The sequence below is a fragment of the Cellulomonas sp. ATA003 genome, assembly GCF_031582905.1.
Lineage (GTDB): Bacteria > Actinomycetota > Actinomycetes > Actinomycetales > Cellulomonadaceae > Pengzhenrongella.
Genome location: NZ_CP133990.1, coordinates 3,294,319 through 3,315,884 on the forward strand (window position 1 = coordinate 3,294,319; position 21,566 = coordinate 3,315,884).

Genomic DNA, 21,566 nt, shown 5'->3' on the forward strand with positions numbered 1-21,566 from the left:
CGCGTCGGCTGTGACTGGCCACCTCGTCGAGGACCCGCTGCTGCTGCTCCTCCAGGTCGCCCGGCGCCTGCCCGACCGGCCGTCGTCCGCGCTGACGCGAGTCTTGCGGCTCGCGGCTCGACAGCACGGCACCCGAGCGACGCTCCGAGGCGCCCTGGCTGCTTGGCTGTCCGGCACGCCGGCGTCGGCCGTGGAGACGCTCAGTGAGGTCCTCGCCCGGACCACCGGGCCGCCCCGTGGGCTGCGCGACCGGGTGGCGGGCGAGCTCGCGGTCCAGCTGGGGCACCCCGCGGTGATGGGTCCCGCGCTCGCTCGCGCAGGCGCGACCGTGCGCGCCCGTGCGGCGTGGCAGCGGGGGAGGTGAGCGAGGCCATCGCGCTGGCCGGTGGGCCGACCGGGTCGGCCCACCTGCGGGACCGTCTCGACTCCGAGGCCCGCACCCTCGAGCCCGGCTGGTGGCCACGGCTCCCGGTCACCGGGGGTTCGGTGGGCACCGGCGCACCACTCACCAGCGACGACGGCGTCGCTGCCTTCCACGTGCTGACCAACTCCCTGCCGCACACCCAGAGCGGATACACGCTGCGCAGTCACGCCGTCCTGACCGCGCAGCGCGACGCCGGCATCCGGGTCGAGGCCGCCACCCGGCTCGCCTACCCCGTGTCGATCGGCGTGCTGCACGCGCGTCACTGCGACACGGTCGACGGGATCGCCTACCGGCGGGCCATCCCGGTCCGGACGGCGCGCCATGCCGAGGACCGCGCCCAGCAGACCGCCGAGCTCCTGCTGCCCCACGTGGAGCGCTTCCGGCCGCACGTCCTGCACACGACCACGAACTTCGCCAACGCTCTGGTCACCCGGGCGCTCGCCGAGCGGCTCGGCGTGCCGTGGGTGTACGAGGTCCGCGGTCTGCTCGAGGAGACCTGGGTGGCGGGCCGACCGACCGCCGCGGAACGCGAGCGCGCCGACCGCAGCGAGCGCCACCGCCTGCTGCGGGCCCGTGAGACCGAGATGGCACGGGCGGCGGACGCCGTCGTGACCTTGAGCGCCACGCTGCGGGACGAGCTCGTCGACCGCGGCGTCCCGGCCGGGACGATCACCGTCGTGCCCAACGGTGTCGACACGGAGCTGCTCACCCGCAGGTCGAGCCCGTCCGCCGCCCGGCACGTGGTGGGCTTGCCCGGTGAGGGATTCTGGGTCGGCACCGTCAGCAGCCTGGTGGACTACGAGGGGCTGGACACGTTGATCGACGCCGTGGTCGAGCTCCGCCGGCGCGGGGTCGACGCGCGCGCCCTCGTCGTGGGTGACGGCGTGTCACGCCCCCACCTCGAGCGGCGTGCGGCGCTGGCCGGCCTCGGGGCGCATGCCGTCTTCACCGGGCGGGTCCCCCGCCACCTCGCGCCGGATCACCACGAGGCGCTCGACGTGTTCGTGGTCCCCCGGCGCGACCTGCAGGTGTGTCGCAAGGTGACCCCGTCGAAGCCCCTCGAGGCGATGGCGGTCGGCCGGCCCGTCGTCGTGAGCGACGTGCCCGCCCTGGCCGAGCTCGTCGAGCCGCACGGCAGCGGACGCGTCGTCCCCCGGGCGACATCGGCGCGCTCGCCGACCGCCTCGAGGAGCTGCACGGTGCACCCGAGCTGCGGGCGGGTCTCGCCGAGGCGGGGCGGGCCTTCGCCGCCACCCGGACATGGGCGGCCGCGGGCGCGCAGTACCGCGGGCTGTACGCGGATCTGACCCGGGTGGGCGCGGCGTGACGACCTCCGAGATCCCCGGCACGCGAGACGTGCGCCGTGAGGTCGTCGCGACGCGCGGACTGACGAGCGTCACCCGCCGTCCCCCGTTCCCGGAGTACGTCCGCCGCCTGTGGGGACGCCGCTTCTTCATCCTCGCGGACGCGCGCGGCCGCCTCGTGAGCGGGACCCGAGGGACGGTCCTCGGGCGGGGCTGGCTGATCCTCACCCCCGTGCTGGACGGGCTCATCTACTACGTGATCTTCGGACTGCTCCTGCATGTCGTCCGGGAGGGAATCGACAACTTCATCGGCTACCTGCTGATCGGGGTGTTCCTGTTCCACTACACCTCGCGCTGCCTGGTCCAGGGGTCGCAGTCGCTGCTGTCGGGACGCAACCTCGTCCGGGCGTTCTCGTTCCCCCGGGCGGCCCTACCGGTCGCGGCGGTCGTCCGCGAGGCGCTCAACCTCGTCCCCGTGCTCACCGTGATGCTCGTGCTGCTCCTGGCGTTCCCGCCGGGTGAGGTGGTCACGTGGCGGTGGTTGCTGTTCCCTCTGGTCATCGCGCTGCAGACGGTGTTCAACCTCGGCATCGCCCTCATCGCGGCCCGGGCCACCGCCCGCCTGCCTGACCTCAAGCACGTCATCGGGTTCTTCTCCCGGTTCTGGCTCTACGGCTCGGCGGTGTTCTTCAGCTTCGAGCAGTTCGTCGAGGACCCGACCCTGCTCACCGTGCTGCAGCTGAACCCGCTGTTCCGCGTGCTCGACATCTCGCGCGACCTGCTTCTTTACGGGGTGACCCCGCCGCTGGAGGCCTGGGCTGTGCTGTGCGCCTGGGCCGTCGTGGCGCTGGGGGTCGGTGCCGTCTTCTTCTGGCGCGGGGAGGAGCGCTATGGGACCGCGTGAGCACGCGGCGTCGTCGTCGGCGTCCGGCCCGGGAGCGGCGGCAGCCGCGGCAGTGGCGGCCGCGGACTCGGACGTGACCGTGGCGGTGTCCGACGTCCACGTGCACTACCGCGTCGCGTCGTCGGAGGAGGCGGCACGACGGGAGGCCTCCCGCCCCGCCCGGCTGCTCGACCGCGCGATCGGCCGCCGGCCGACGGTGGTGGTGCGCGCGCTCGCCGGGATCTCGCTCGTCGCGCGCTCCGGGGAGTCGGTCGGCCTCGTGGGCCTGAACGGGTCGGGCAAGAGCACGCTGCTGCGGATCATCGCCGGGCTGGAGAAGCCGATGCGCGGGCAGGTGATGGCGTCGAGCACGCCCGTGCTGCTCGGGGTGAACGCCGCGCTGCTGCCCGAGCTCTCCGGGGCCCAGAACGTCCGGCTCGGATGCCTGGCGATGGGCCTGACGCCCGCGCAGGCGGCCGCGGCCTACCCCGACATCGTGGCGCTGGCGGACATCGGCCCCGCCATCCACCTGCCGATGAAGACCTACTCCTCGGGCATGGGCGCGCGCCTGCGGTTCGCGATCGGTGTCGCCGCGAACCCGCACATCCTCCTCATCGACGAAGCCCTCGCCACCGGTGACGCCGCGTTCAAGGAGCGCAGCGAGGAGCGGATGAAGCGCATGCGGCAGGAGGCCGGCACCGTTTTCCTGGTCAGCCACGCGGCCACGACGATCGAGGAGGAGTGCACGCGCGCCCTGTGGCTGCACCGCGGCCGCGTCGTGCTCGACGGCCCCGCCTACGACGTCGCCCAGCAGTACCGGTGGTGGTCGTGGAACCTCGCGAAGGGCGAGACGGCGAAGGCCGCGGGCCTACTCGCCGATGCGTTCCGCTCCGGGCACGACACCCATGTCCGGTTCGAGCACACGTCGCCACGCCGTGCCGCCCGCCACGCCCGGCCATGATGGTCCGGACCACCTCACCCTGGGAGGGCTCGTGAAGCCGCTCGTCCTGACCGTCTACGGCACCCGCCCGGAGGCCATCAAGGTCGCCCCGGTCATCACCGCGCTCAGGGCGACCCTGCGCTGCGCAACCGGACGGTGGTCACCGGCCAGCACCGCGAGATGCTGGACGAGGTCAACGCGGTCTTCGGGATCCGCCCCGACCACGACCTCGATGTCATGCGCCACGGCCAGACCCTGGCCCAGATCACCAGCCGCGTGCTCGACGGGCTCGACCCCGTCCTCGAGTCCGAGCGCCCCGACGCCGTGCTGGTGCAGGGTGACACGACGACGTCGACCGCGGCCGCCCTCGCCGCCTTCTACCGCCGCATCCCGGTGGTCCACCTCGAGGCGGGGCTGCGCTCGCACGACATCCGGTCACCGTTCCCCGAGGAGGCCAACCGCCGGATCACCTCGCAGATCACGGCGCTGCACCTCGCCCCCACGCCGGTCAGCCGGACCAACCTGCTGCGCGAGGGGGTCGCGCCGTCCGACGTCACCGTGACCGGCAACACCGTCATCGACGCCCTGCTCGCCACGGTCGGGCGCGGGCTGCCCGCCAGCGACCCGGCGCTCGAGGACCTGGCGGCGTCCGACCGGCGCATCCTGCTGGTCACCCTGCACCGCCGGGAGAGCTGGGGCGAGGCGATGCACGGCGTCGGGCGCGCGCTCGCGCGCATCGCCCGTGCGGAACCCGAGCTCGTCGTCGTGCTGCCCATCCACCGCAACCCGGTCGTGCGGGAGGCGGTCCTCCCCCACCTCGAGGGCCTGCCGAACGTCCAGGTGACCGAGCCGCTCGCCTACGCCGACTTCACCCGCATGCTCGGCGCCGCGAGCGTCGTGCTCACCGATTCGGGGGCGTCCAGGAGGAGGCGCCGAGCCTCGGCAAGCCCGTCCTGGTCATGCGGGAGAACACCGAGCGCCCCGAGGCCGTCGACGCCGGGACGGTGCTGCTCATCGGCACCGACGAGCAGCGGGTCGTCGACGAGGTGACCCGCCTGCTGCACGACGACGCCCACTACGCGACGATGGCGAACGCGGTGAACCCCTACGGGGACGGCCGCGCCGCCGAGCGGACGGTCGCAGCGATCAGCGAGCTGCTGAGGGTCGGGACGAGGGTCGAGGAGTTCGGCGGATGACAGATACGAGCTCATCCGGGTACACCCGGCGGGACCGCTCTTCCCGCGCGTTCGTCTACGGGAGCTGCGTGTCCCGGGACAGCGCGGAGTTCTTCCCCGGCAACACGCTGCAGGTCCTGCAGTACGTCGCCCGCCAGTCGCTGATCAGCGCGTTCTCACCGGGTCCCGCCACGGTGGACCTCACCGCGGTCCAGTCACCGTTCCAGCGACGCATGCTCGAGGGTGACGCACAGGGCAGCCTCCCCGCTCTGCTCGAGCGCGCCCGCGACCAGATCGACCTCCTCCTGTGGGATCTCACGGACGAGCGGCTGGGCGTGCTCGTCTCGACGGACGGCCACGTCGTCACCAGGACGGTGGAGGGCCTGGCCGCCGGGATCTCAGGAGAGGTGGACGGTTGGCGCCTCGTCCCCTTCGGCAGCGACGAGCACTTCGCGATGTGGATTGCGGCACTCGAACGGTTCACCGGGCTGCTCACCGGGCTCGAGCTGCTGGAGCGCACCGTGCTGCTGCACGTGCCGTGGGCGGAGCGGTCGGACGACGGCATGCCGGTGCCAGCGAGCTTCGGCACGTCTTCGGTCCAGGCGAACAAGGCGTACGAGCGGTACTACGAGCACGCGCAACGCTCCGGATTCGCGATCGAGGCGCTGCCGTCGTCGATGTCCGTCACGTCGTCGGCGCACCGCTGGGGCGCCGCGCCCTTCCACTACACGGAGAGCACCTACCGAGAGATCGTGGAGCGGATCGTGGTGCGCGTCGACACGCTCGACGGGGACTGAGTCGCGAGCGGGCGTTCAAGAGTGCTGGATTGTGCTCAGCCGTGAGACGCCCCGCTCACGATCCTGTCCATCGCGTTCCGGAGAGCGTGCTCCTTCGCGGCGGCGGGGCCGACGGGCATCGTGCAGTACCGATCGCGCACGGACATGACGTTGTGGACCACCAGCTCTCCCTCCTCGGACGCCAGCCGTATCCCTGCCTCGAAGCAGTTCTGGTCGATCCACCACTGCGGCGCGCCCGGCCGCACCAGGGTGGCCGCCGCCCGAGCGACGTAGTCGGCCACCTTCCGACCGGAGGTTGTCGGGCGGAAGACGGCGAAGCCGCCGGTGTACTTCTCCCAGGGAGCGACCCCGTACCCGAGAATGCGCGACGCGACGTCCACGTGCCCGATCGACTCGAGCAGACCACGAAGGGACTGCTCGACCACGGCGTCCAGGTCCAGCACGACGATCGGGACGTCGTAGGTCTCCAGCAGTGGAGCCACGAGGGAGAAGCGCAGCAGGGAGGCGCTGGGACCGATGTTCGCCCCACACTCGACACCCACGGCGACGGCAGTGACCCCGCGGGACTGCCACTGCGCCATCCGCGCGTCGAGCGCATGCTGATCGGCTCCGATCACTGCGAGGACCAGCGCTCCGTCGTCCGCATTCGTGAGGCTGAAGGATCGCACCAAGTACTCGGCGTAGCGCTCGAAGTAGGCGACGTCGCACGACGCGACCGCAACGAAGGAGGCTGCGTCCAGCCCAGCCGGCACCGCGAGGTCCGCGTCGAGGAACGTGACGCGGTCACGACTTCGCTGCACCAGCTCCGCGCTCGTCCCGGTGTACACGGTGGACACCGGGATGGCGATGTAGGGGTCGAAGCCCTCGGCCCGGTCCGCGCGGAAGACGTCGATCCTCCGTGCGTACTGCTGGAAGTCTCCGAGCTCGTAGGCGACGAGCGCGAGGAAGATCTCCCCACGCTCGCGACCTGGGGATCTTCCGTGCGCCGGATGAGCTCCTCCAGCTCAGCTCGCGCCTGGTGCACCTCGCGGTTCGCGAAGATGCCGCGGCAGCAGTAGATGAAGGCTTCCAGGGACTGCCGACGAGCGAAGGCCTGCTGGGCGGCGACCAGCATGTCCTCGCTGAACGTGTTCGTCCACGACTTGAGCAGACTGCAGAGCCGCAGGTAGGGCCAGTCCGAGGACGGGTTCACCTTCGTGATGAGGTCGAGATCCTCGCGTGCTCGTGCGAACCGCGCGTGATCCTCGGCGTCGCGGACGAACCGGACCGCCCGGATGGACTGCGTGGCTCGCTCGACCAGCTCCCGGTAGGTCGGGTCGGGCCTCCGTTCGGTGACCCACCCCTGACCGAGCACGCAGTTCACGACTCGAGCCACGTCACCCGGCGTGGCCGCGCGTGCGGCCGGAGCGGCCCTGACCTCGAGTCGCGTCGTGCCGACGTGCAGACACGCGTCGCGGAGCTCGGTGGGACGTCCGATCAGGTCGACATGTCCCCGGAAGTTCAGATCGTCGGGATCGGTGAGAACCAGGAACGGTGGGATGCGCTTCGCTTCGAGCATGCGGTCCACGACGGACAGGCGCACCGGTTGCCCACCCGACGACGCCTCCGCCGGATCGCCGAGCACCCGCTCCGCCGTCGCCCCCGGCACCCCCGGGACGTCGTCACCGCTGATCTCGAGCCACGGGCTGTCGCCGACGGCGCACGCACCGTCCAGCTCGATCGCCAGCATGAGCGCCCAGCAGCCCGCCATCCCTGCGCCGTAGACGAGGACGTCGGACTGGTCTACACCCATGAGCACGCACATGTCGCGCACCAGCGCGGTCAGGTGCGCGAGCACGTCCCCAAGCTCGTGCACGGGATCACCTTCGGGCGAGGCCGGGATGCTGCCGACGAGCACGGCGACGTGTGCATCGTCGAACAGGTCCGCGTCCAGCTCGGACGTACCGGGAGCGGGCGGCTCATCGGACGGGAGCAGCAGCACGAGGCGGGATGCGCCGCGGCGCGCATGGACGTCGATGCGCCAGGTGAACCGGCCATCGACGGCTCGCTGGAGCTGGAGGCGTCCACCGTCCTCGCGTGCCCCGGTCAGCTCGCGCAGGTCGAGCCGATCCGCCGGCTGCGGGGTCCGCGCTGACCGGCTGCTCACGAGTCGTCCTCCGATCTTGGGACGAACAGGCCGAGCTCCTGATCGATCACCGTGGGCGACCCGGCCTGACGGCGGACGCGTGCAGCTGCGCCCGCGGAGAGCGAGACGAACAGCTCCGGATCTTCCCGCAGCGTCGCCACAGCTCGTGCCAGCGCCTCGGCGTCGTCTGCGGGGGTGAGGATGCCGCTCCGATCGTCGACGAAGTCCGGGACTGCAGCGACCGCACTGGAGATCGGCACGAGTCCTGAGCTCATCGCCTCGTCCCGCGACACACCCTGGGTGTCCATCCGGGTCGGGACGAGGAACACCCCGTACTCCTTGTGCAGGGACGCGATCTCGCGTTGCGGGACGAAGCGCTTCTCCAGCGTCACGTTCGGCATCTGACGCAGTGGTGCGACCGTCTCGTCGAACAACGGCCCGTCACCGATGAGCCGGAACTCCAGCTCGCCGAACCACGGCTCGTCGCTCAGCCGCTGGATGGCAGCGACCGTGAGGTCGTTCGCATAGGTGAGCGAGGCATAGGGCCGGATCGACAGCACCCGCAGCCGCTGCTCCGGCTCCTTGGGCACGTAGTCGTAGAGGTCCACGTCGATGGGGTTGTGCACGACGCTGACCTGACCGGCCGGCAGCTCGACACCGAGGTCCGCCATCGCGGTGTCCGCGAGATAGCGCGACACGAAGACGAAATGGACGTTGTCGGGCGCCTCGGAGAAGACTCGGCGCCAGAACGCCATGCGCTCGTCGGACGCGATCTCGGCCGCGGCCAGCTGTTCGGCGGTGCCGTAGTTGAACCGCCGGCGCCACCAGGGCTGGACGTCCGCCCCATGGATCCACACCACGAGCCGGAGCGATCGGTCGAGCTCCAGCAGCGCTGACCACATGTCCTCGTCCAGGAAGTGCACGAGGACCGATCGGTACCGGTTCCTCGTGAGCATCTTCTGCAACGCGGTGTCCGAGCCAGTGACGACGTCCACACCCTCGAACTCGTCGAAGGTCAGCGCCTGCCGACGGCGGAGCCGGAACACCTCCGGAGAGACCCCGCGCTCCCGGTATCGCTTGAGCCGCGAGTGGATGAAGCCGTTGCGGTACAGATCGTCGTACGACGGGTAGTGGTTCGTGACGACGAGGTCACGGCTCGTCGCGACCAGGCTCTCTGTCTCGGTGGAGACACGCCCGAGGACGATGCGGCGGATGACGGCGCGGCCGGGCCCGAGCAGACGCACACCGATCCGCGCGCTGACCGATCCCTCGGGTATCACCATCTCCGCGTTCTGCTGGGCGAGCGCGAAGAAGTTGCCGAGCCGCTGCCCATCGCTGTCGAGGAAGATGAACACGAACTGCAGACGCAGGCCCGGCGTGCTGTCGACGTACGCCTGGGCGACGTCGCCGTCCCACAGTCGCCCCACGGGCACCGGCGAACCGGCGTAGAGGTAGTCATGCTCACCATCCGCGAGCGTCGAGCCGAGGTCCCACCCGTCCTCGTCGATCGTGTGATCGATCATCGGCCGCGTCCGGCCGTCGAACCACTGCCCCAGCTGGGCGGCCGAGACGGCGGGCATCCCCTCCCCCGGCGCGACGTTCGGCTCGGCCGCCTCACCGGCCGCCTGCAGCTCGGCGAGCGGCGTCCCGGACCGGACGTCGAGGTCGTCCACCGCCGACGCCGCCTCGGGCAGCCGCGCCCCGTCCTGGCAGTAGCTGAAGCGGTCGACGGCGATCTGATCCAGGCCGGCGTCGTGCACGCCGTCGTCGGCGGACGCCACCAGCCGGCCGAGCGTGACGTCCGCGAGCGCCGCGGTGCGCGCCACAGACGCGCGCACCGGCAGTCGGCCCGCGCGGCGGTACTCCGCGCCGGCGTCGAGCACCGTGAGCGCCACCCCCTCGGCCCCGCCGGCCCGGTAGCGGCACCGCTTGCCGATGACGTCGGCGTCGCTGTAGCGGGTGGCGAGCGCCAGGTCGAGCGCGTAGTGCGGCCCGTAGTGGTCGTCGGGGTGCAGCACACCGACCAGTCCCGCGTCCCCGACGGCGTCGACGATCGTGCGGTCTCGGACGACGTCGGCCCGCAGCGTGGTGACGCCCGGCTCGACGCGGCGCTCGACGCCGTCGTCGACCAGCAGGATGCCGCGCACGCGGACGCCCTGCTGCCGGCGCAGGTGACCGAGCAGGACCTCGGCCTCCGCGTCGGTGCGGGCGTGGCCCACCAGCGCGACCAGGGGCAGCGGCTCGGGCACCGTGCCGCCGGTGGCCTTCGCGAGGACGTACGCGAGCCGGTCCGCGTAGGTGTGCTGTGACATGACCGAGCGCAGGGCGGCGAGCCGCAGCCGGTCGAGCCGGTCGTCGTCCTCGGCCAGCTCGCGGAGGCGGCGGACGGCGTCGGCTCCTGAGTCGGTGCTGATCACGAGGTCGCCGAAGAGCAGGCGTGTGCCGCGCGAGAAGTTGCTGACCGTGACGGTGTTGCTCGCGAGGAGCTCGTAGACCCGGCGGGCGAACATGGTCTGCGACTGCTTGACCGAGTTGAGGTTGATCCCGAACCGGTAGCCCTTGTAGGCACGGTCGATCTCCTCCGGCGGGAGCGTCCCGACGACGTACCGACGGTAGGCCTCGGGGAAGGAGTAGTCGGGGTGGTCGCTGCCGGCGTTCCGGTCGAAGATCTCCACCGGCCGGAACTCGGGCAGGTGCTCGAGGAAGCTGTCGAGGTCACGTGTGCGCTCGGGGTAGCGCCGGTAGTACGACCCGGCGAAGGCGAACGCGTCCTTGCGGGCGTACGCCTCGAGCGGGTTGTGGACCCGCGGCTGGCACGCGAACGGCAGCAGGTAGACGCGGTCGTGCCCGAGCGCGGCCTTGTAGCGGCCGATGCAGTCGATGTCGGTCGTGAAGACGTGGTCGAACGCGCGGGCCGTGGTGAGGAAGGTCGCGAAGTGGACCGGGTCCTCCTTGTTCCAGAAGGCCGTCGGCACCCCGCGCGCGGTGCACCAGTCCACGATCCCCTTGAGCTCTGCCGGGAACTGGCCGACCGTGTTGTGCCACAGGCCGTCCTTGCCGCGCCACGCGGACTCCACGAACAGCAGCTGCGGCTGGGTGGCCTCGAGCTCGACCTCCCAGTCCGCGGGGGTCAGCTGGTGGAGGTCGCAGTCCGGCCCCAGCGACAGGGCCGTGAACTCGTCCACGATCGCCGCGACACGCAGGCGGGTGCCCGACGACGCCGGGCCGCGCCGCGCGTCGACCGCCGTCGCCTCCGGCGCTGTGGTCGCAGTGGCCGCGGCCGCGAGCGCGGGTGCTGTGGGCGCTGCCAGTACGGCGTCGGCACGGTCCGGCACGGGCGTCGGTACCGCCGCCGGGGCGTCCGGTCCGGCGGGCTTGACCTCGACCGGGGCCGCGGGGTCGGGGACGGCCCGCGTCGTCGGCTCGGTCGCGGGCGTGATCCCGGGCCGGGCCGGCGAGGGCCCTATCGCGGGCGTGGCTGTCACCGGTCCGGCCTCGATCACGCGGTGCGCCGGCCGCGGCTCGCGGGCGATGCTCCACAGCCGCGCGGGCAGCGCCAGCGCGGCCGACGCGGACGTGCTCGCCCGGCTGATCTCCTTGCCCGCGCGGTACGTCGCACTGTCGCGCAGCTCGCGCAGCCGGGTGAGCGCCTCCGCCTCTCGCTCGAGCGCTCCCTGCTCCCCCGGCGGGCCGCTGTCTCGGCCGACCGTGCGGCCCCCTCGGCGGCCCGTGCCGCTCGCTCGGCGACGACGGCCGCCTCCTCCCGCGCGAGCGCGGCGTCCTCGGCCGCCCGGGCGGCGTGCTCACGGGCGGTCGCCTCGGCCGCCGCGGTCCGCAGCGCATCGCGCTCCGCACGGAGCGCGTCGACGGCCGCGCGGAGCTCCGCGGCAGCCGACGCCGCCTCGGCCCGGTGCCGCGCGAGGATGGCGGTGAGCTCGCCGGTCTCGGCCCAGGCAGCGTCCGCGCTCTGCGTCAGCTCCGCGGTGCGGGCCTCCTGGGAGCGCAGCCGCACGGTGACGTCGACGACCTCCGCGCGAGCAGCCGCCAGCTCGGCGCGGATCGCGCGCAGCTCACCGGAGCGCTCGGCACGATCGGCCGACTGGCGCGCGAGCTGGTCGCGGGCAGCGTCGCGGTCGCTCTCCGCGGCGCGCAGGTGCTCGGTCGTCGCGGCCAGCTGCTCGTGGGCCTTCGCGACCTCCTCGGTCCGCAATGCCATCCGGTGGGTGAGGTCGAGGACCTCGCCCTCGTACGCCCGCGCCGTCGTCCACGCGCCCGTGAGCTCGGCGGACGCATCGGTGAGCTCGGTGCGCAGCTCCTCGAGCGCCCGCTCGAGCTGCTCGGTGTGCTCCTGGAGCGACCGGAGCTCCTCGGCGACGGCGTCGCGCGCCTCCTCGACCTCACCGGCGAACGACCACGCCTCGTCGCGCTCGGCCTCGACCGCGCGCACCCGCTCGGTCACCTCCGCGGCGTGGCGCTGTGCCTCCTGCAGCTGGGCGTCCCGCTGCCGGAGGCCGGCACGCGCACCCCGAGGTCCTCCGTGCGTGCGGCGACCTCGACGCGCAGGCGGTCGGCCTCCTCGCGCAGCGCGCGCAGCTCCACCGCGAGGTCGTCGCGGTCGCGATGCGCCTCGGCGGCGCGGCCACGCGCGGCGTCCCGCTCCCCCTCGGCGAACGCCGCCGTCTGCCGCGCGTCGGCGAGCTCGATCCGCATCCGGTCGAGGTCGCTCTGCAGGGCCTCGACCGCGGCGAGCAGCTCGTGCGCGTGCCGCTCGAGCCCGGCACGCTCCGATTCGAGACGCTCACGCTCGCCCTGCGCATGCGAAAGCTCCGCCGCGGCCGACTCCTCGGCACGGGCCTGCTCGGACCGCACCTCGTCGAGCTCGTGCTTGAGGACCCGGTGGGCCTCGGTCGACGCGCGGTACTTGAGGTTCGCCTGCTCCAGCCGTCCCCGCAGCCCGTTGAACGCCTCGGTCGACCGGTACCCGTCGCGCACCGTCTTGAGCAGGAGCCGGCGGGAGACCTGGTCGGCTGTGAGGGTCTCCGTCGGTACGAACAGATGTGTGGGCGTCGCGTTGAACGTCTCCCAGTAGCTGTAGCCGCGCTCGTCGAGCCACGAGGCGACCGCCCCGAACGCGATCTCGGTCGCGCACTCGACGTACAGCAACGGACGGTCCTGCTCGATGAGCACGGCCGCGCCCTGCAGGACGGCGAGCTCCATGCCCTCGACGTCGACCTTCATGCCGCGCACCGGCCGGCGGACGTCCACCGCGTCAAGGGGGACGACCCGGATGTCACCCTCACCGAGCCGGATCTGCTGGGCCCCGATGTTCGTGACGTCCGGCCGGACCAGGGCGCCCGTCCCTGCCCCCGAGCCCAGCGCGACGGTGTGGACGCGCACCACGGCACCCAGGCCGTTCGCCTCCACCGAGGCCCCCAGGGCCGAGGTCAGCGTGGCGTCGGGCTCGAACGCCTCGACGTGGCATCCGACGACGGCGGCCAGGTAGATCGAGTGGTTGCCCACGTTGGCTCCGACGTCGAGCACGACGTCGCCCGCGTGCAGCCGGCGCGCCATGTCGGCGAGCATGGGGTGCTCGTACGGCCGGCCGTGCTCGCTCACCCAACCCTGGATGTAGTCGCTCTCCCGGTCGGGCAGCACGAGCCGGTAGGTCGTGCCGTCGGCGGCGACCTCCACGGCGTCCACGTCGGTCGTCATCGTGCTCCTCCTCGGCGCCGCCTCCCCAGGCCGCGCCACCGTCAGACCCTAGTTCAGTCCCCTGCGGCGCCGTGAGGCTTCAGCCGAACGTGATCGCCGACCGCGCGGCGACCGACGCGATGCCCGGTGAGGACGACGTGAGGACGACGTCCTTCACGCCGGCTCCCACCGGCACCGCCGGGACGTCCCAGCGTCCGTTGGACCGCACGAAGGCCTGGACCGTCCGTCCCTCGACCTGCACCGAGATCTTGCTGCTCGGGGTGGCGCGGCCGCTGAAGACCACCTCACCCGTCCGCGCGACCGAGCTCGCGGAGTGACTGGTGAGCACGGGGCCCACCAGCGTCGTGGGCGCGTCGCCGAAGTGGACGTCCACGGTGGACTCGCGGTCGGGGTGCTCCGGCACGGTCGACCGGAAGGTCACCGTGACCGGCGCGGCCGTGACGCTGATCGCTCGCATGGTCCACCGTCCGGTGGAGCCGACGACGGCCGTCCGCGTCTGGCTGCCCACCTGCAGGGTGATCTCCGCGCCCGGGGTGCCCTTGCCGGCGAAGGTCGCCGACCCGGCCGGGTAGAACTGCGTCGAGGTGTGGCTGGTGACGAGCGCGGGGACGTGCGACGCCGGTCGGGTCGCGAAGGTCGCCCACACGTCCCGGCTGACGTCCGGGCACCCCGGCACGGAGGCGGTGAACGTCGTGCTGCCGGTCCACCACCCGAACCACAGCGGGTTCATCGTCCACCGGCCGTCCTCGCGCACCGTGGCCGTGCGGGTCCGGGTGCCGTTCACCATCGTCACGAGCGAGCCGGGCGTGCCGGTCCCCTCGACCGCGAGATCGCGGTTCGGCTCGTTGTAGCCGTCGACGGCGATGTTGGTCGGCTCCGGCGCGACGACGGCGCACGGGTCCGACAGGACGGCGGCGTCCTCGACGGTGTAGCGGTACAGGCGCGCACCGCGGGCGTAGACCAGCGTGTCCGCACCCGTCCGGACGAGGCCGACGACCGGCCCGACGGACGTCTTCGGCGCGACGACCGTGCGCTCACCGGTCACCGTGTTGATCGCCGCGAGCTCCTGGCCGACCGTCGCGAACATCGTGCCGTGGACGAACTCGATGCCGAGCTCCTTGCCGGTCGGCGACGACGTGCCGGGGAACGCGCCGAGGTTGCGGGTGAGCCGGATGTCACCGGACGCGTCGACCTCGAACTGGATGACGTACCCGGTGGAGATGGCCCAGAAGCGACCGTCGGTGACGGGATCGGGGGTGATCGCCGCGACCCAGGAGTACGTGGCGGTGACCGCACGCGGGGGTGTGAAGGTCTTCACGGCGCCTGTCGCCGTGTCGTAGGTGAAGATCTGGCCGCTGGTCGCCGTCGGGACCGACCCGGTGCCGCCGGCGTTCGACGTCCCACCGACGACCAGGCCGCCGCGGGCGGCGAGCGAGATGACGCTGTGGTCGGGGACGATGTTCCGCTTGACGGTGAGCGCGTTGGTCGCGGGATCCCACAGCGTCAGCGCACCGCCGAGCGTGTTCTTGACGGGCACGGTGCCGATCGCCATCCGGCTGCCGACCTGGACCATCGCGACCGGGCGCTCCTGGCCGTGGTTGATGTGCGTGCGCAGCTGCGGCTCGCCGCTGCCCGAGTAGACGTACAGCGGGGCGGCTGCCGATGCGTTGCCCGTGTAGCCGCCCATCACGACGGCGTCGCCGAACCGGCCGAAGCCCTCGATCTGCGGCCCGGCCAGCAGGGTCGTGGCCCCCGTGCGCGGGTCGACCTTCCCGACGCCGGACGGCAGGTCGAACCCGCCGCTGAAGACCGTTCCGGCGGCGTCCGTGCCGAGGCTGAGGATCGTCGACGGCGGGTCCTGCGCGGCCAGGCTGAACGTCGTCGGGCCGGCCTGCGCCGGGCCGTTGACGAGCACCTTGCCGGTGATCGTCGTGGTCACCAGCGAGTGACCGCGCCGACCGGCGACGCCGTCGAGCCACGCGTACGAGACGGGCCCCGCCACGCTCGCGCCGGGCCAGGACACCGGGTTGTCCGCGGGGTTCCACTTGTCCACCCGGACCGTCTTCAGGCCGGCGGTGACGTCGATGCGCATGATGCCGGCGCCGGACCGCTGGAAGTAGACGTACCGGCCCTCGAACAGCGGGGAGATGCCGTAGGGCGAGATGCCGTCGATGTACGGCACGACGTTGGCCTGCGTGGACGAGCTCGTGCGGGCCACCTGGTCGTCGAACGTGTCGAAGACGCCGGTGACGGTGTTGTACGCGAACAGCAGCGGACGGTTGACCGTCCGCAGGAAGAGGTGCTTCCCGGCGAGCGACATGTCCATCGCCGCCCACTCGGCGCGGAACGCCGCGGGCGTCGGGATGACGGTGACGGCGCCGGTCGCGCGGTCCTTGCGGACGAGTGTCGCCGCGCCCCCGCGGTAGTTCGACATCCACACGCTGCGCTCGTCGACGACGAGCGACCGCACGTAGGACTCGCCCGGCATCGGCTGGCCGAGGTCGGTGATCCGGCCGCCGGAGTACACGTGCAGTCGCCCGTTGGAGGGGGCGTAGGTGCCGAGGTAGACCGCGCCGTCGGGGGCGGCCGCGACCCGCTCGATCAGCTGGCCGGTGATGCTGCCGACGGACCGCAGCGCGGTCCCGTCCCACTCGTACAGGTACCCGGACGACGCCGTGTTGGCGGCGAGGAAGACGGTGCGCGACGCCGGCGAGTAGGCGACGGTCAGCACGTCCGTGCCGGTCGGGAGGGTCACCTCGGCGACCGTGGCGCCCGTGAGGTCCATCGCGAAGAAGCGGGCGGCGATGCCGGGGCCGCCGCTGCTGGCGAAGTACGTCAGGTACCGGCCGTCGCGGAGCACCCCTGCGCCGACTGCTCGGAGCGCACGCTGCCCTCGCGGCCCGGGATGGGAGCCCCGAGATCCGCGTCGACCCCCGCGACGGTCGGCCCCGCGGCGTGGGCGGCCGTCGGCAGCCCGGCGGTGAGCATCAGGGGGCACAGCAGCAGCGCGATCAGCAGCGCAGCGGCCCTGGAGACCAGGGTTCCCAGCATTCGTCCAGCTCCTCAGTCGATCGAGCGGACCGTGGGCGCGAGGCGCCACAGGTTCCGTCGATCCACATCGGCAGCCGGACCGTCCTGGGGAGGAAAACGTCCGGGGCGGGGTCGTCAGGGCGAGCGGCGCACCGCCTTGCGCAGGCGGGACCGCAGCCGCCAGTACCCGAGCTGCGTCCGACCCAGGCGGCTCGAGGAGAGTGCGTCGTACCGGCGCCGGAGCACGTCGGCCTCCGCCGCCCGGCGGATGACGTCCGCCGCCGACGCCGCCGCCGCGCGGTCGTCGTCGGCCGTGGTGGTGGTGACGGCGGGCGTGCTCGCGGCGGGCGGGGCACCGGTGACGGGCACCCCGGGTGCGGCGTGCGTCAGCACCACGCGACCCGCCCCGTCGTGCCCGACGGCGCCCGGGCCACCGGGCTGGGCGGGGCCACCGGGCTGGGCGGGGCCACCGGGCTGGGCGGGGCCACCGGGCTGGGAAGCACCGGGCCGGGCGGGGGCATCAGCCCTCTCGAGCAGGAGGTCGACCACGAGCCGCAGCGCGGGGACCGCCTGCGCCCCGGACAGCCTCTCGGGGGTCGCCGGGGCCTCGCCCCGGTGCCCCTCCCCGCGGGGCGCCAGCGGACGACCGGCCCGAACGTCTCGACGTCGCGCACCCCTCCGCTGCCCAGGTGGGCCAGCAGGTGGGCGGCGTCGTCACCGTCGGCGAGCCAGGCGACGACCCAGCCGTCGTGGTCGACGAGGCGGCGTCCGGACGCCACCAGCGCGGCGACCGCGGGCGCGAAGGCCGCCGGGGCGCCGTCGGGCACCGCGCCGGCGGCCGCACGCAGGAGGGTCGGGAACACCTCGCGGAACACGCGGTCGTAGGTGTAGTCGCGGGCGACGTCCAGGGCGGTCTGAGCCGCGTCCCGCACGAGCGACCGGTCCCGCGCCATCACGCCGAGCAGGTCGACGTAGTCGGTCATGGTGCGCGCGTACAGGGGGTAGTCGGCGCCGAAGAGCCGCCGGTGCATCGCGGTCGGGTTGATGACGCACGGCCGCCCGAGGACGCCGTGCTCGAGCAGCTTCGTGGACAGCTCGAGGCTGCCGTCGAGCTCCGCGCTGCGCCAGCTCAGGCCGACGTCGGCGGACGCGACCATGGCGCGCGCCGTCTCGCGGGTGACCGCGCCGGCCCACGTGATGTCGGGGTGCGAGCCGAGGAGGTACCGCGTCTCCTGCGGGAAGGTCGGCCAGTCGGCGGGGCGCTTGAAGTGGTCGCCGGCCACCGCCAGACGCAGGAGCCCACCCGAGGTCGAGGCGGCCTGCTTGAACCCGGCGAGCATCTCGACGGTGTTCCACGCCGGGGCGAACTTGCCGGTGTAGGCGAGCAGCAGCGGCCCGTCCGTGCCCGGCAGGGTCGGCGACGGCTCGGGCGGGACCGCGGGGCTCATGACCGCGAGCGCCCCGGCGGAGTGCCGGCCGGCGGCGGTGTCGAGCTGCGTGTCGAGCTGCGCGGCGAGGTGCTCGCGCATCTCCGGCGTCTGGCACAGCAGCGTCGCGCCCCCGGCGACGAGCCGCCGCAGCCGCTCGCGCGTGACGGGGTCGACCGGGACGTCGTCGGCGACCACACCGGTGACGTAGACGCACAGCCGCGACCCCAGGTCGGGGCGCCGGCGGGCCAGGGCGTCGGCGACCTCGGTGCTGCGGACGAGGACGACGTCGTAGCGGCCGCGGTCGAGGTAGTGGTCGAGGACGACGGCGGCGGTCGCCTCGTCGATCCGGGTGAGGCCGGCCAGCTCGGGGCGGCGCGCGGCGAGGCCCGCGTCGGCGAACGGGTCGGTGACCGTGACGCGCGGGTTGACGAGCATCTCCTGCACGACGACCGCCCGCGTGATCGGCGTCGCCGAGACGACGTCGACCCGGATGCCGGGGGCGGACGTCAGGAGGGACGCCGCCCCGGCGACGAAGAACGCGGACCCGTCGATGACGTTGAGGTCGACGTGCGCGTAGAGCAGCACCCGGAACGGCTCCCGGGCCGGGGCCGTGGGCGGCGTCCGCATCGGGGTGTCCCGGTCGGCCGGGGTCACGGGACGACCACGCTCACGGTCGGCGAGACGCGCGTGGCCGCCGGGTCCTTCTCGGCGCCGCGGCGGATGAACCCGCGCACCCGGTAGGCGCCGCTGCGGTCCGGGCCCCACTCGAGCGTGTTCGACCGGCCGTACGGCTGCTCCCGCACCAGGACGTCGTCGCGGTAGACGTAGAACGCGTACCGCAGGTCGGCGCCGTCCGCGGCGACGATGCACTTGAGCCGGCCGGACTCGAGGCGTTCCAGGCCGACCGAGCGGATGGTCGTGCGCCCGGCGGCCGCGACCTCGGCCTCGAGCGCCTCCATGCGTCCGGCGACGGCGAGGAGCGCGGACCGCAGCTCGTCCTCGAGGTAGCGGTAGGCGGACGCCCAGTCGACGGCGGGGGCGTCGTCGTGCGCGGTCGTGTGCCGGGCGGGTCGGCCCCCGGGGTGGTCGGCGGGACGGCCGGCGGGACGGCTGAGGTCCCGGGTCATGTGTCGGCCCCGATCAGCGCGATCTCGCGCCCGACCGTCGCGTCGAACCCGCACTGCTCCCGGGTCCGGGTTGCTGCCCGCTCGGAGAGGGAGAGGTACAGCTCGGGGTTGTAGTAGAGGAGCTCGATCTGGTCCGCGAGGTCGACCGGGTCCTCCGGCCGGGCCAGCATCCCGCTGACCCGGTCCTCGACGAACTCCGGGATCGCCGTGATCCGGGTCGAGACCGGCACCAGGCCGCTGGACATCGCCTCGCACATGGACACCCCCTGGGAGTCGAACCGGGTCGGTGCGAGGAACACGCCGTGGTCCGCATGGAGGGTGGCGATGTCCTCCTGCCGCAGGAACCCGCGCTCCACCGACACGTTGGCCAGGTCGGCGAGCGGGCGCACCGTCTGGTCGAACAGCGCCCCCTCACCGCGCACCGTGAACGCGAGCCGGTCGAAGAAGGGCCGCGTCGACAGCTCGACGATGGCCGCGACGGTCTGGTCGTTGGCGTACTTGCGCGACGCGTACGGCCGGACCGAGAGGATGCGCAGGCGGTCGTCCGGCCGCTTGGGGACGTACGGGAAGAGGTCGGTGTCGACGACGTTGGGGATGACGTGCGGGCGCCGGGTGGGCACCCCGACGTCGGGCTCGACGACGTGCCGGCGGAACCACTCGGACACGTGCACGACCTGCACGTCGAGCTCGTCCGTGGTGAGCAGCCACGCCATGAAGGTCAGCTGGCCGCGGTAGTAGGTGTCGTCCTTGGCCACGGCCGCCCGGATCTCGGCGGCGGACCCGGTGAAGGTGAACCAGCGGCGGTGCCACGCCTCCGCCTCGAAGCCGTGCACCCACACGATCACGGGCGTGCCGGGCGCGTGCCGGACGATCGGCTGCACCATGTCGGGGCTCGCGAAGTGCACGAGGACGGCCCGGTAGGGCTGCTCGGCGATGCGGTGCTCGTAGGCGGCGGCGTTCCCCACGGTGACCCGGACTCCGTCGAACACGTAGGCGTACGGCTCGGTGACCGGCGGGTGCAGGTAGAACACCTCGACCGTGATCCCGGCGTCGAGGTAGGCGAGCACCCGGCGGTGGATGAAGGCGTTGCGGTAGAGCGACCCGTCGCTCGGGTAGGCGTTGGCGACCAGCAGGACCTGCGCGGGGACGGCCGGCTCGGGCCGGACCGTCGGCTCCGCTGACGCGTCGGGCTCGGCCGGGTCCGCCGGGGCCGACGACGCGGCGTCGTCGTCCCCCGCGTCCGGGCGCCCCGGCGCGTCGTCCCGGCGGCGGAGGCGACCGGCGCGGCCGATCCGGGCGACCCGGTCCACCTGGTGCGTGCGGTGGGTCCGGCCGGCGCGAGGTGCGCGACCGGTCACGAGCGCCACACGCCGCGGGTGTCGATGACGACCTTCTCGTGCAACCGCAGCCGCTGCCGGTCCGCCCGCCGGAAGAGGTCGTGGTCGACGAGGAGCACCACGATGTCCGCGCCGTCGACGGCCTCGTCGAAGCCGGTCAGCACGACGTTCGCACGCCCGGCGAGGTCCGGCGGAAGCGCCTCGATGTGCGGCTCCACCGCCGCGATGGACGCCCCCGGCAGCCGGTCGGCGAGCTCGGCGGTGATGCGACGGGCCGGGGACTCGCGCAGGTCGTCGATGTCCGGCTTGAAGGACAGCCCGAGCACCGCGATCCGCGGGTCGCGGAACCGCTCGGCCTTGCTCAGCACGCGCTCGATCACCCGCTGCGGCTTGGCGTCGTTGACCTCGCGCGCGGTGCGGATCAGGCGCGCGTGCTCCGGGACCGCCGAGACGATGAACCAGGGGTCGACGGCGATGCAGTGGCCGCCGACGCCGGGGCCGGGCTGGAGGATGTCGACCCGCGGGTGGTGGTTCGCGAGCTCGATGAGCTCCCACACGTCGATGCCGAGCTGCTCGCTGATCACCGACAGCTCGTTCGCGAACGCGATGTTGACGTCGCGGTAGGAGTTCTCGACGAGCTTGGCCATCTCGGCCGTCACCGCGTCGGTCAGCATGATCTCGCCCTGGCAGAACGACTGGTACAGCTGCTTGGCGCGCTCGGCCGCCGTCCGGGTCAGCCCGCCGATGATGCGGTCGTTGGTGACGAGCTCGATCATCACGCGACCCGGGAGCACCCGTTCGGGGCAGTGCGCGACGTGGATGACCGGACGCCCGCCCGTGCCGTCGAGGCTGAGGTCGCGCCGGCTGCGCAGGATGCGGTCGGCCATGTGCTGGGTGGCGCCCGGGGGCGACGTCGACTCCAGGATGATGAGCTCGCCGCCGACGAGCTGCTCGGCGATGCCGTCCGCCGCCGCCTCGATGTAGGTCAGGTCGGCCGCGTAGTCCTCCGCGAACGGCGTCGGGACGGCGACGATGTAGGTGTCGGCCGGCGGCGTCTTGGTGTCGGCGCGCAGGCGGCCCTGGCTGACGGCGCCGGCGACGGAGATCTCGAGCTCGGGTTCGACGAACAGCACCTCGCCGCGGTTCACCGCGTCGACCGTGGCGTGGTTGGTGTCCACCCCGACCACGTCCGCCCCGTGCGTCGCGAGGACGGCGGCGGTCGGCAGGCCGATGTAGCCCAGCCCGATCACGGCGACGGTGTTGCTCCCGGTCACGGCCATCC

At 73.0% G+C, this 21,566-nt stretch carries 17 protein-coding genes and 1 pseudogene; 6 read left to right on the top strand and 12 right to left on the bottom strand.

Annotation, left to right across the window (positions count from 1 at the left end):
* The first annotated feature begins 10 nt into the window (after window positions 1-10).
* The 6 genes and pseudogenes from REH70_RS16340 to REH70_RS16365 all read left to right on the top strand — a co-directional run bounded on the left by REH70_RS16340 (window position 11) and on the right by REH70_RS16365 (window position 5,523).
* Window positions 11-364, top strand: a complete 354-nt coding sequence (locus REH70_RS16340) for a hypothetical protein (RefSeq protein ID WP_310748893.1) — start codon at window positions 11-13, stop codon at window positions 362-364.
* Complete coding sequence (locus REH70_RS16345) at window positions 361-1,731, top strand: glycosyltransferase (RefSeq protein ID WP_310748896.1); 1,371 nt, start codon at window positions 361-363, stop codon at window positions 1,729-1,731. The genes REH70_RS16340 and REH70_RS16345 overlap by 4 nt, the downstream gene beginning before the upstream one ends.
* A gap of 16 nt (window positions 1,732-1,747) precedes the next feature.
* Window positions 1,748-2,632, top strand: coding sequence for an ABC transporter permease (locus REH70_RS16350; protein ID WP_310748898.1), 885 nt, complete (start codon window positions 1,748-1,750; stop codon window positions 2,630-2,632).
* A complete protein-coding gene (locus REH70_RS16355; protein WP_310748900.1) occupies window positions 2,619-3,572 on the top strand; it encodes an ABC transporter ATP-binding protein in 954 nt (317 codons plus the stop codon). The genes REH70_RS16350 and REH70_RS16355 overlap by 14 nt, the downstream gene beginning before the upstream one ends.
* A gap of 31 nt (window positions 3,573-3,603) precedes the next feature.
* Window positions 3,604-4,747 (top strand): annotated as a pseudogene (gene wecB, locus REH70_RS16360) (non-hydrolyzing UDP-N-acetylglucosamine 2-epimerase).
* Window positions 4,744-5,523 (top strand): DUF6270 domain-containing protein, encoded by a 780-nt coding sequence (locus REH70_RS16365; RefSeq protein ID WP_310748902.1) that lies wholly within the window; start codon window positions 4,744-4,746, stop codon window positions 5,521-5,523. The pseudogene wecB and the gene REH70_RS16365 overlap by 4 nt, the downstream one beginning before the upstream one ends.
* A 35-nt stretch (window positions 5,524-5,558) precedes the next feature.
* On the opposite strand, the gene REH70_RS16370 is transcribed toward REH70_RS16365, so the two are convergent.
* The 12 genes from REH70_RS16370 to wecC form a co-directional block, all read right to left on the bottom strand.
* A complete protein-coding gene (locus REH70_RS16370) occupies window positions 5,559-6,104 on the bottom strand; it encodes a hypothetical protein (protein ID WP_310748904.1) in 546 nt (181 codons plus the stop codon).
* 32 nt (window positions 6,105-6,136) lie between these two features.
* The gene (locus REH70_RS16375; protein ID WP_310748906.1) at window positions 6,137-7,669 is read right to left on the bottom strand and encodes a hypothetical protein; all 1,533 of its coding nucleotides are present in this window, start codon (window positions 7,667-7,669) and stop codon (window positions 6,137-6,139) included.
* A complete protein-coding gene (locus tag REH70_RS16380; RefSeq protein WP_310748909.1) occupies window positions 7,666-11,133 on the bottom strand; it encodes a glycosyltransferase in 3,468 nt (1,155 codons plus the stop codon). The genes REH70_RS16375 and REH70_RS16380 overlap by 4 nt, the downstream gene beginning before the upstream one ends.
* Window positions 11,134-11,147: 14 nt before the next feature.
* Window positions 11,148-12,107 carry a hypothetical protein gene (locus REH70_RS16385; protein ID WP_310748910.1) on the bottom strand — a complete coding sequence of 320 codons (960 nt, stop codon included), beginning with the start codon at window positions 12,105-12,107 and terminating at the stop codon, window positions 11,148-11,150.
* On the bottom strand, window positions 12,104-13,360 hold the full coding sequence (locus REH70_RS16390; protein ID WP_310748912.1) for an FkbM family methyltransferase: 1,257 nt from the start codon (window positions 13,358-13,360) through the stop codon (window positions 12,104-12,106). Before REH70_RS16390 ends, REH70_RS16385 begins: the two co-directional genes overlap by 4 nt.
* Window positions 13,361-13,439: 79 nt before the next feature.
* The gene (locus REH70_RS16395; RefSeq protein WP_310748914.1) at window positions 13,440-16,220 is read right to left on the bottom strand and encodes a hypothetical protein; all 2,781 of its coding nucleotides are present in this window, start codon (window positions 16,218-16,220) and stop codon (window positions 13,440-13,442) included.
* The gene (locus tag REH70_RS16400; protein WP_310748916.1) at window positions 16,196-16,411 is read right to left on the bottom strand and encodes a hypothetical protein; all 216 of its coding nucleotides are present in this window, start codon (window positions 16,409-16,411) and stop codon (window positions 16,196-16,198) included. The genes REH70_RS16395 and REH70_RS16400 overlap by 25 nt, the downstream gene beginning before the upstream one ends.
* A 114-nt stretch (window positions 16,412-16,525) precedes the next feature.
* Window positions 16,526-16,786: a hypothetical protein gene (locus tag REH70_RS16405; RefSeq protein WP_310748918.1), complete on the bottom strand. Its 261-nt coding sequence runs from the start codon at window positions 16,784-16,786 to the stop codon at window positions 16,526-16,528.
* Window positions 16,777-18,474 (bottom strand): hypothetical protein, encoded by a 1,698-nt coding sequence (locus REH70_RS16410; RefSeq protein ID WP_310748920.1) that lies wholly within the window; start codon window positions 18,472-18,474, stop codon window positions 16,777-16,779. The genes REH70_RS16405 and REH70_RS16410 overlap by 10 nt, the downstream gene beginning before the upstream one ends.
* Window positions 18,471-18,947 (bottom strand): hypothetical protein, encoded by a 477-nt coding sequence (locus REH70_RS16415; RefSeq protein ID WP_310748922.1) that lies wholly within the window; start codon window positions 18,945-18,947, stop codon window positions 18,471-18,473. Before REH70_RS16415 ends, REH70_RS16410 begins: the two co-directional genes overlap by 4 nt.
* Window positions 18,944-20,257 carry a glycosyltransferase family 4 protein gene (locus tag REH70_RS16420; protein ID WP_310748924.1) on the bottom strand — a complete coding sequence of 438 codons (1,314 nt, stop codon included), beginning with the start codon at window positions 20,255-20,257 and terminating at the stop codon, window positions 18,944-18,946. The genes REH70_RS16415 and REH70_RS16420 overlap by 4 nt, the downstream gene beginning before the upstream one ends.
* A 44-nt stretch (window positions 20,258-20,301) precedes the next feature.
* A complete protein-coding gene (gene wecC / locus REH70_RS16425; protein ID WP_396134565.1) occupies window positions 20,302-21,558 on the bottom strand; it encodes a UDP-N-acetyl-D-mannosamine dehydrogenase in 1,257 nt (418 codons plus the stop codon).
* Between the last annotated feature and the right edge of the window lie 8 nt (window positions 21,559-21,566).

What these genes read in the sequence shown, in the direction of transcription:
- REH70_RS16355 (WP_310748900.1), top strand. Translation starts at nt 2,619, where the DNA reads ATGGGACCGCGTGAGCACGCGGCGTCGTCGTCGGCGTCCGGCCCGGGA.
- REH70_RS16365 (WP_310748902.1), top strand. Translation starts at nt 4,744, where the DNA reads ATGACAGATACGAGCTCATCCGGGTACACCCGGCGGGACCGCTCTTCC.
- REH70_RS16370 (WP_310748904.1), bottom strand. Translation starts at nt 6,104, where the DNA reads ATGGCGCAGTGGCAGTCCCGCGGGGTCACTGCCGTCGCCGTGGGTGTC.
- REH70_RS16390 (WP_310748912.1), bottom strand. Translation starts at nt 13,360, where the DNA reads ATGACGACCGACGTGGACGCCGTGGAGGTCGCCGCCGACGGCACGACC.
- REH70_RS16400 (WP_310748916.1), bottom strand. Translation starts at nt 16,411, where the DNA reads ATGCTGGGAACCCTGGTCTCCAGGGCCGCTGCGCTGCTGATCGCGCTG.
- REH70_RS16415 (WP_310748922.1), bottom strand. Translation starts at nt 18,947, where the DNA reads ATGACCCGGGACCTCAGCCGTCCCGCCGGCCGTCCCGCCGACCACCCC.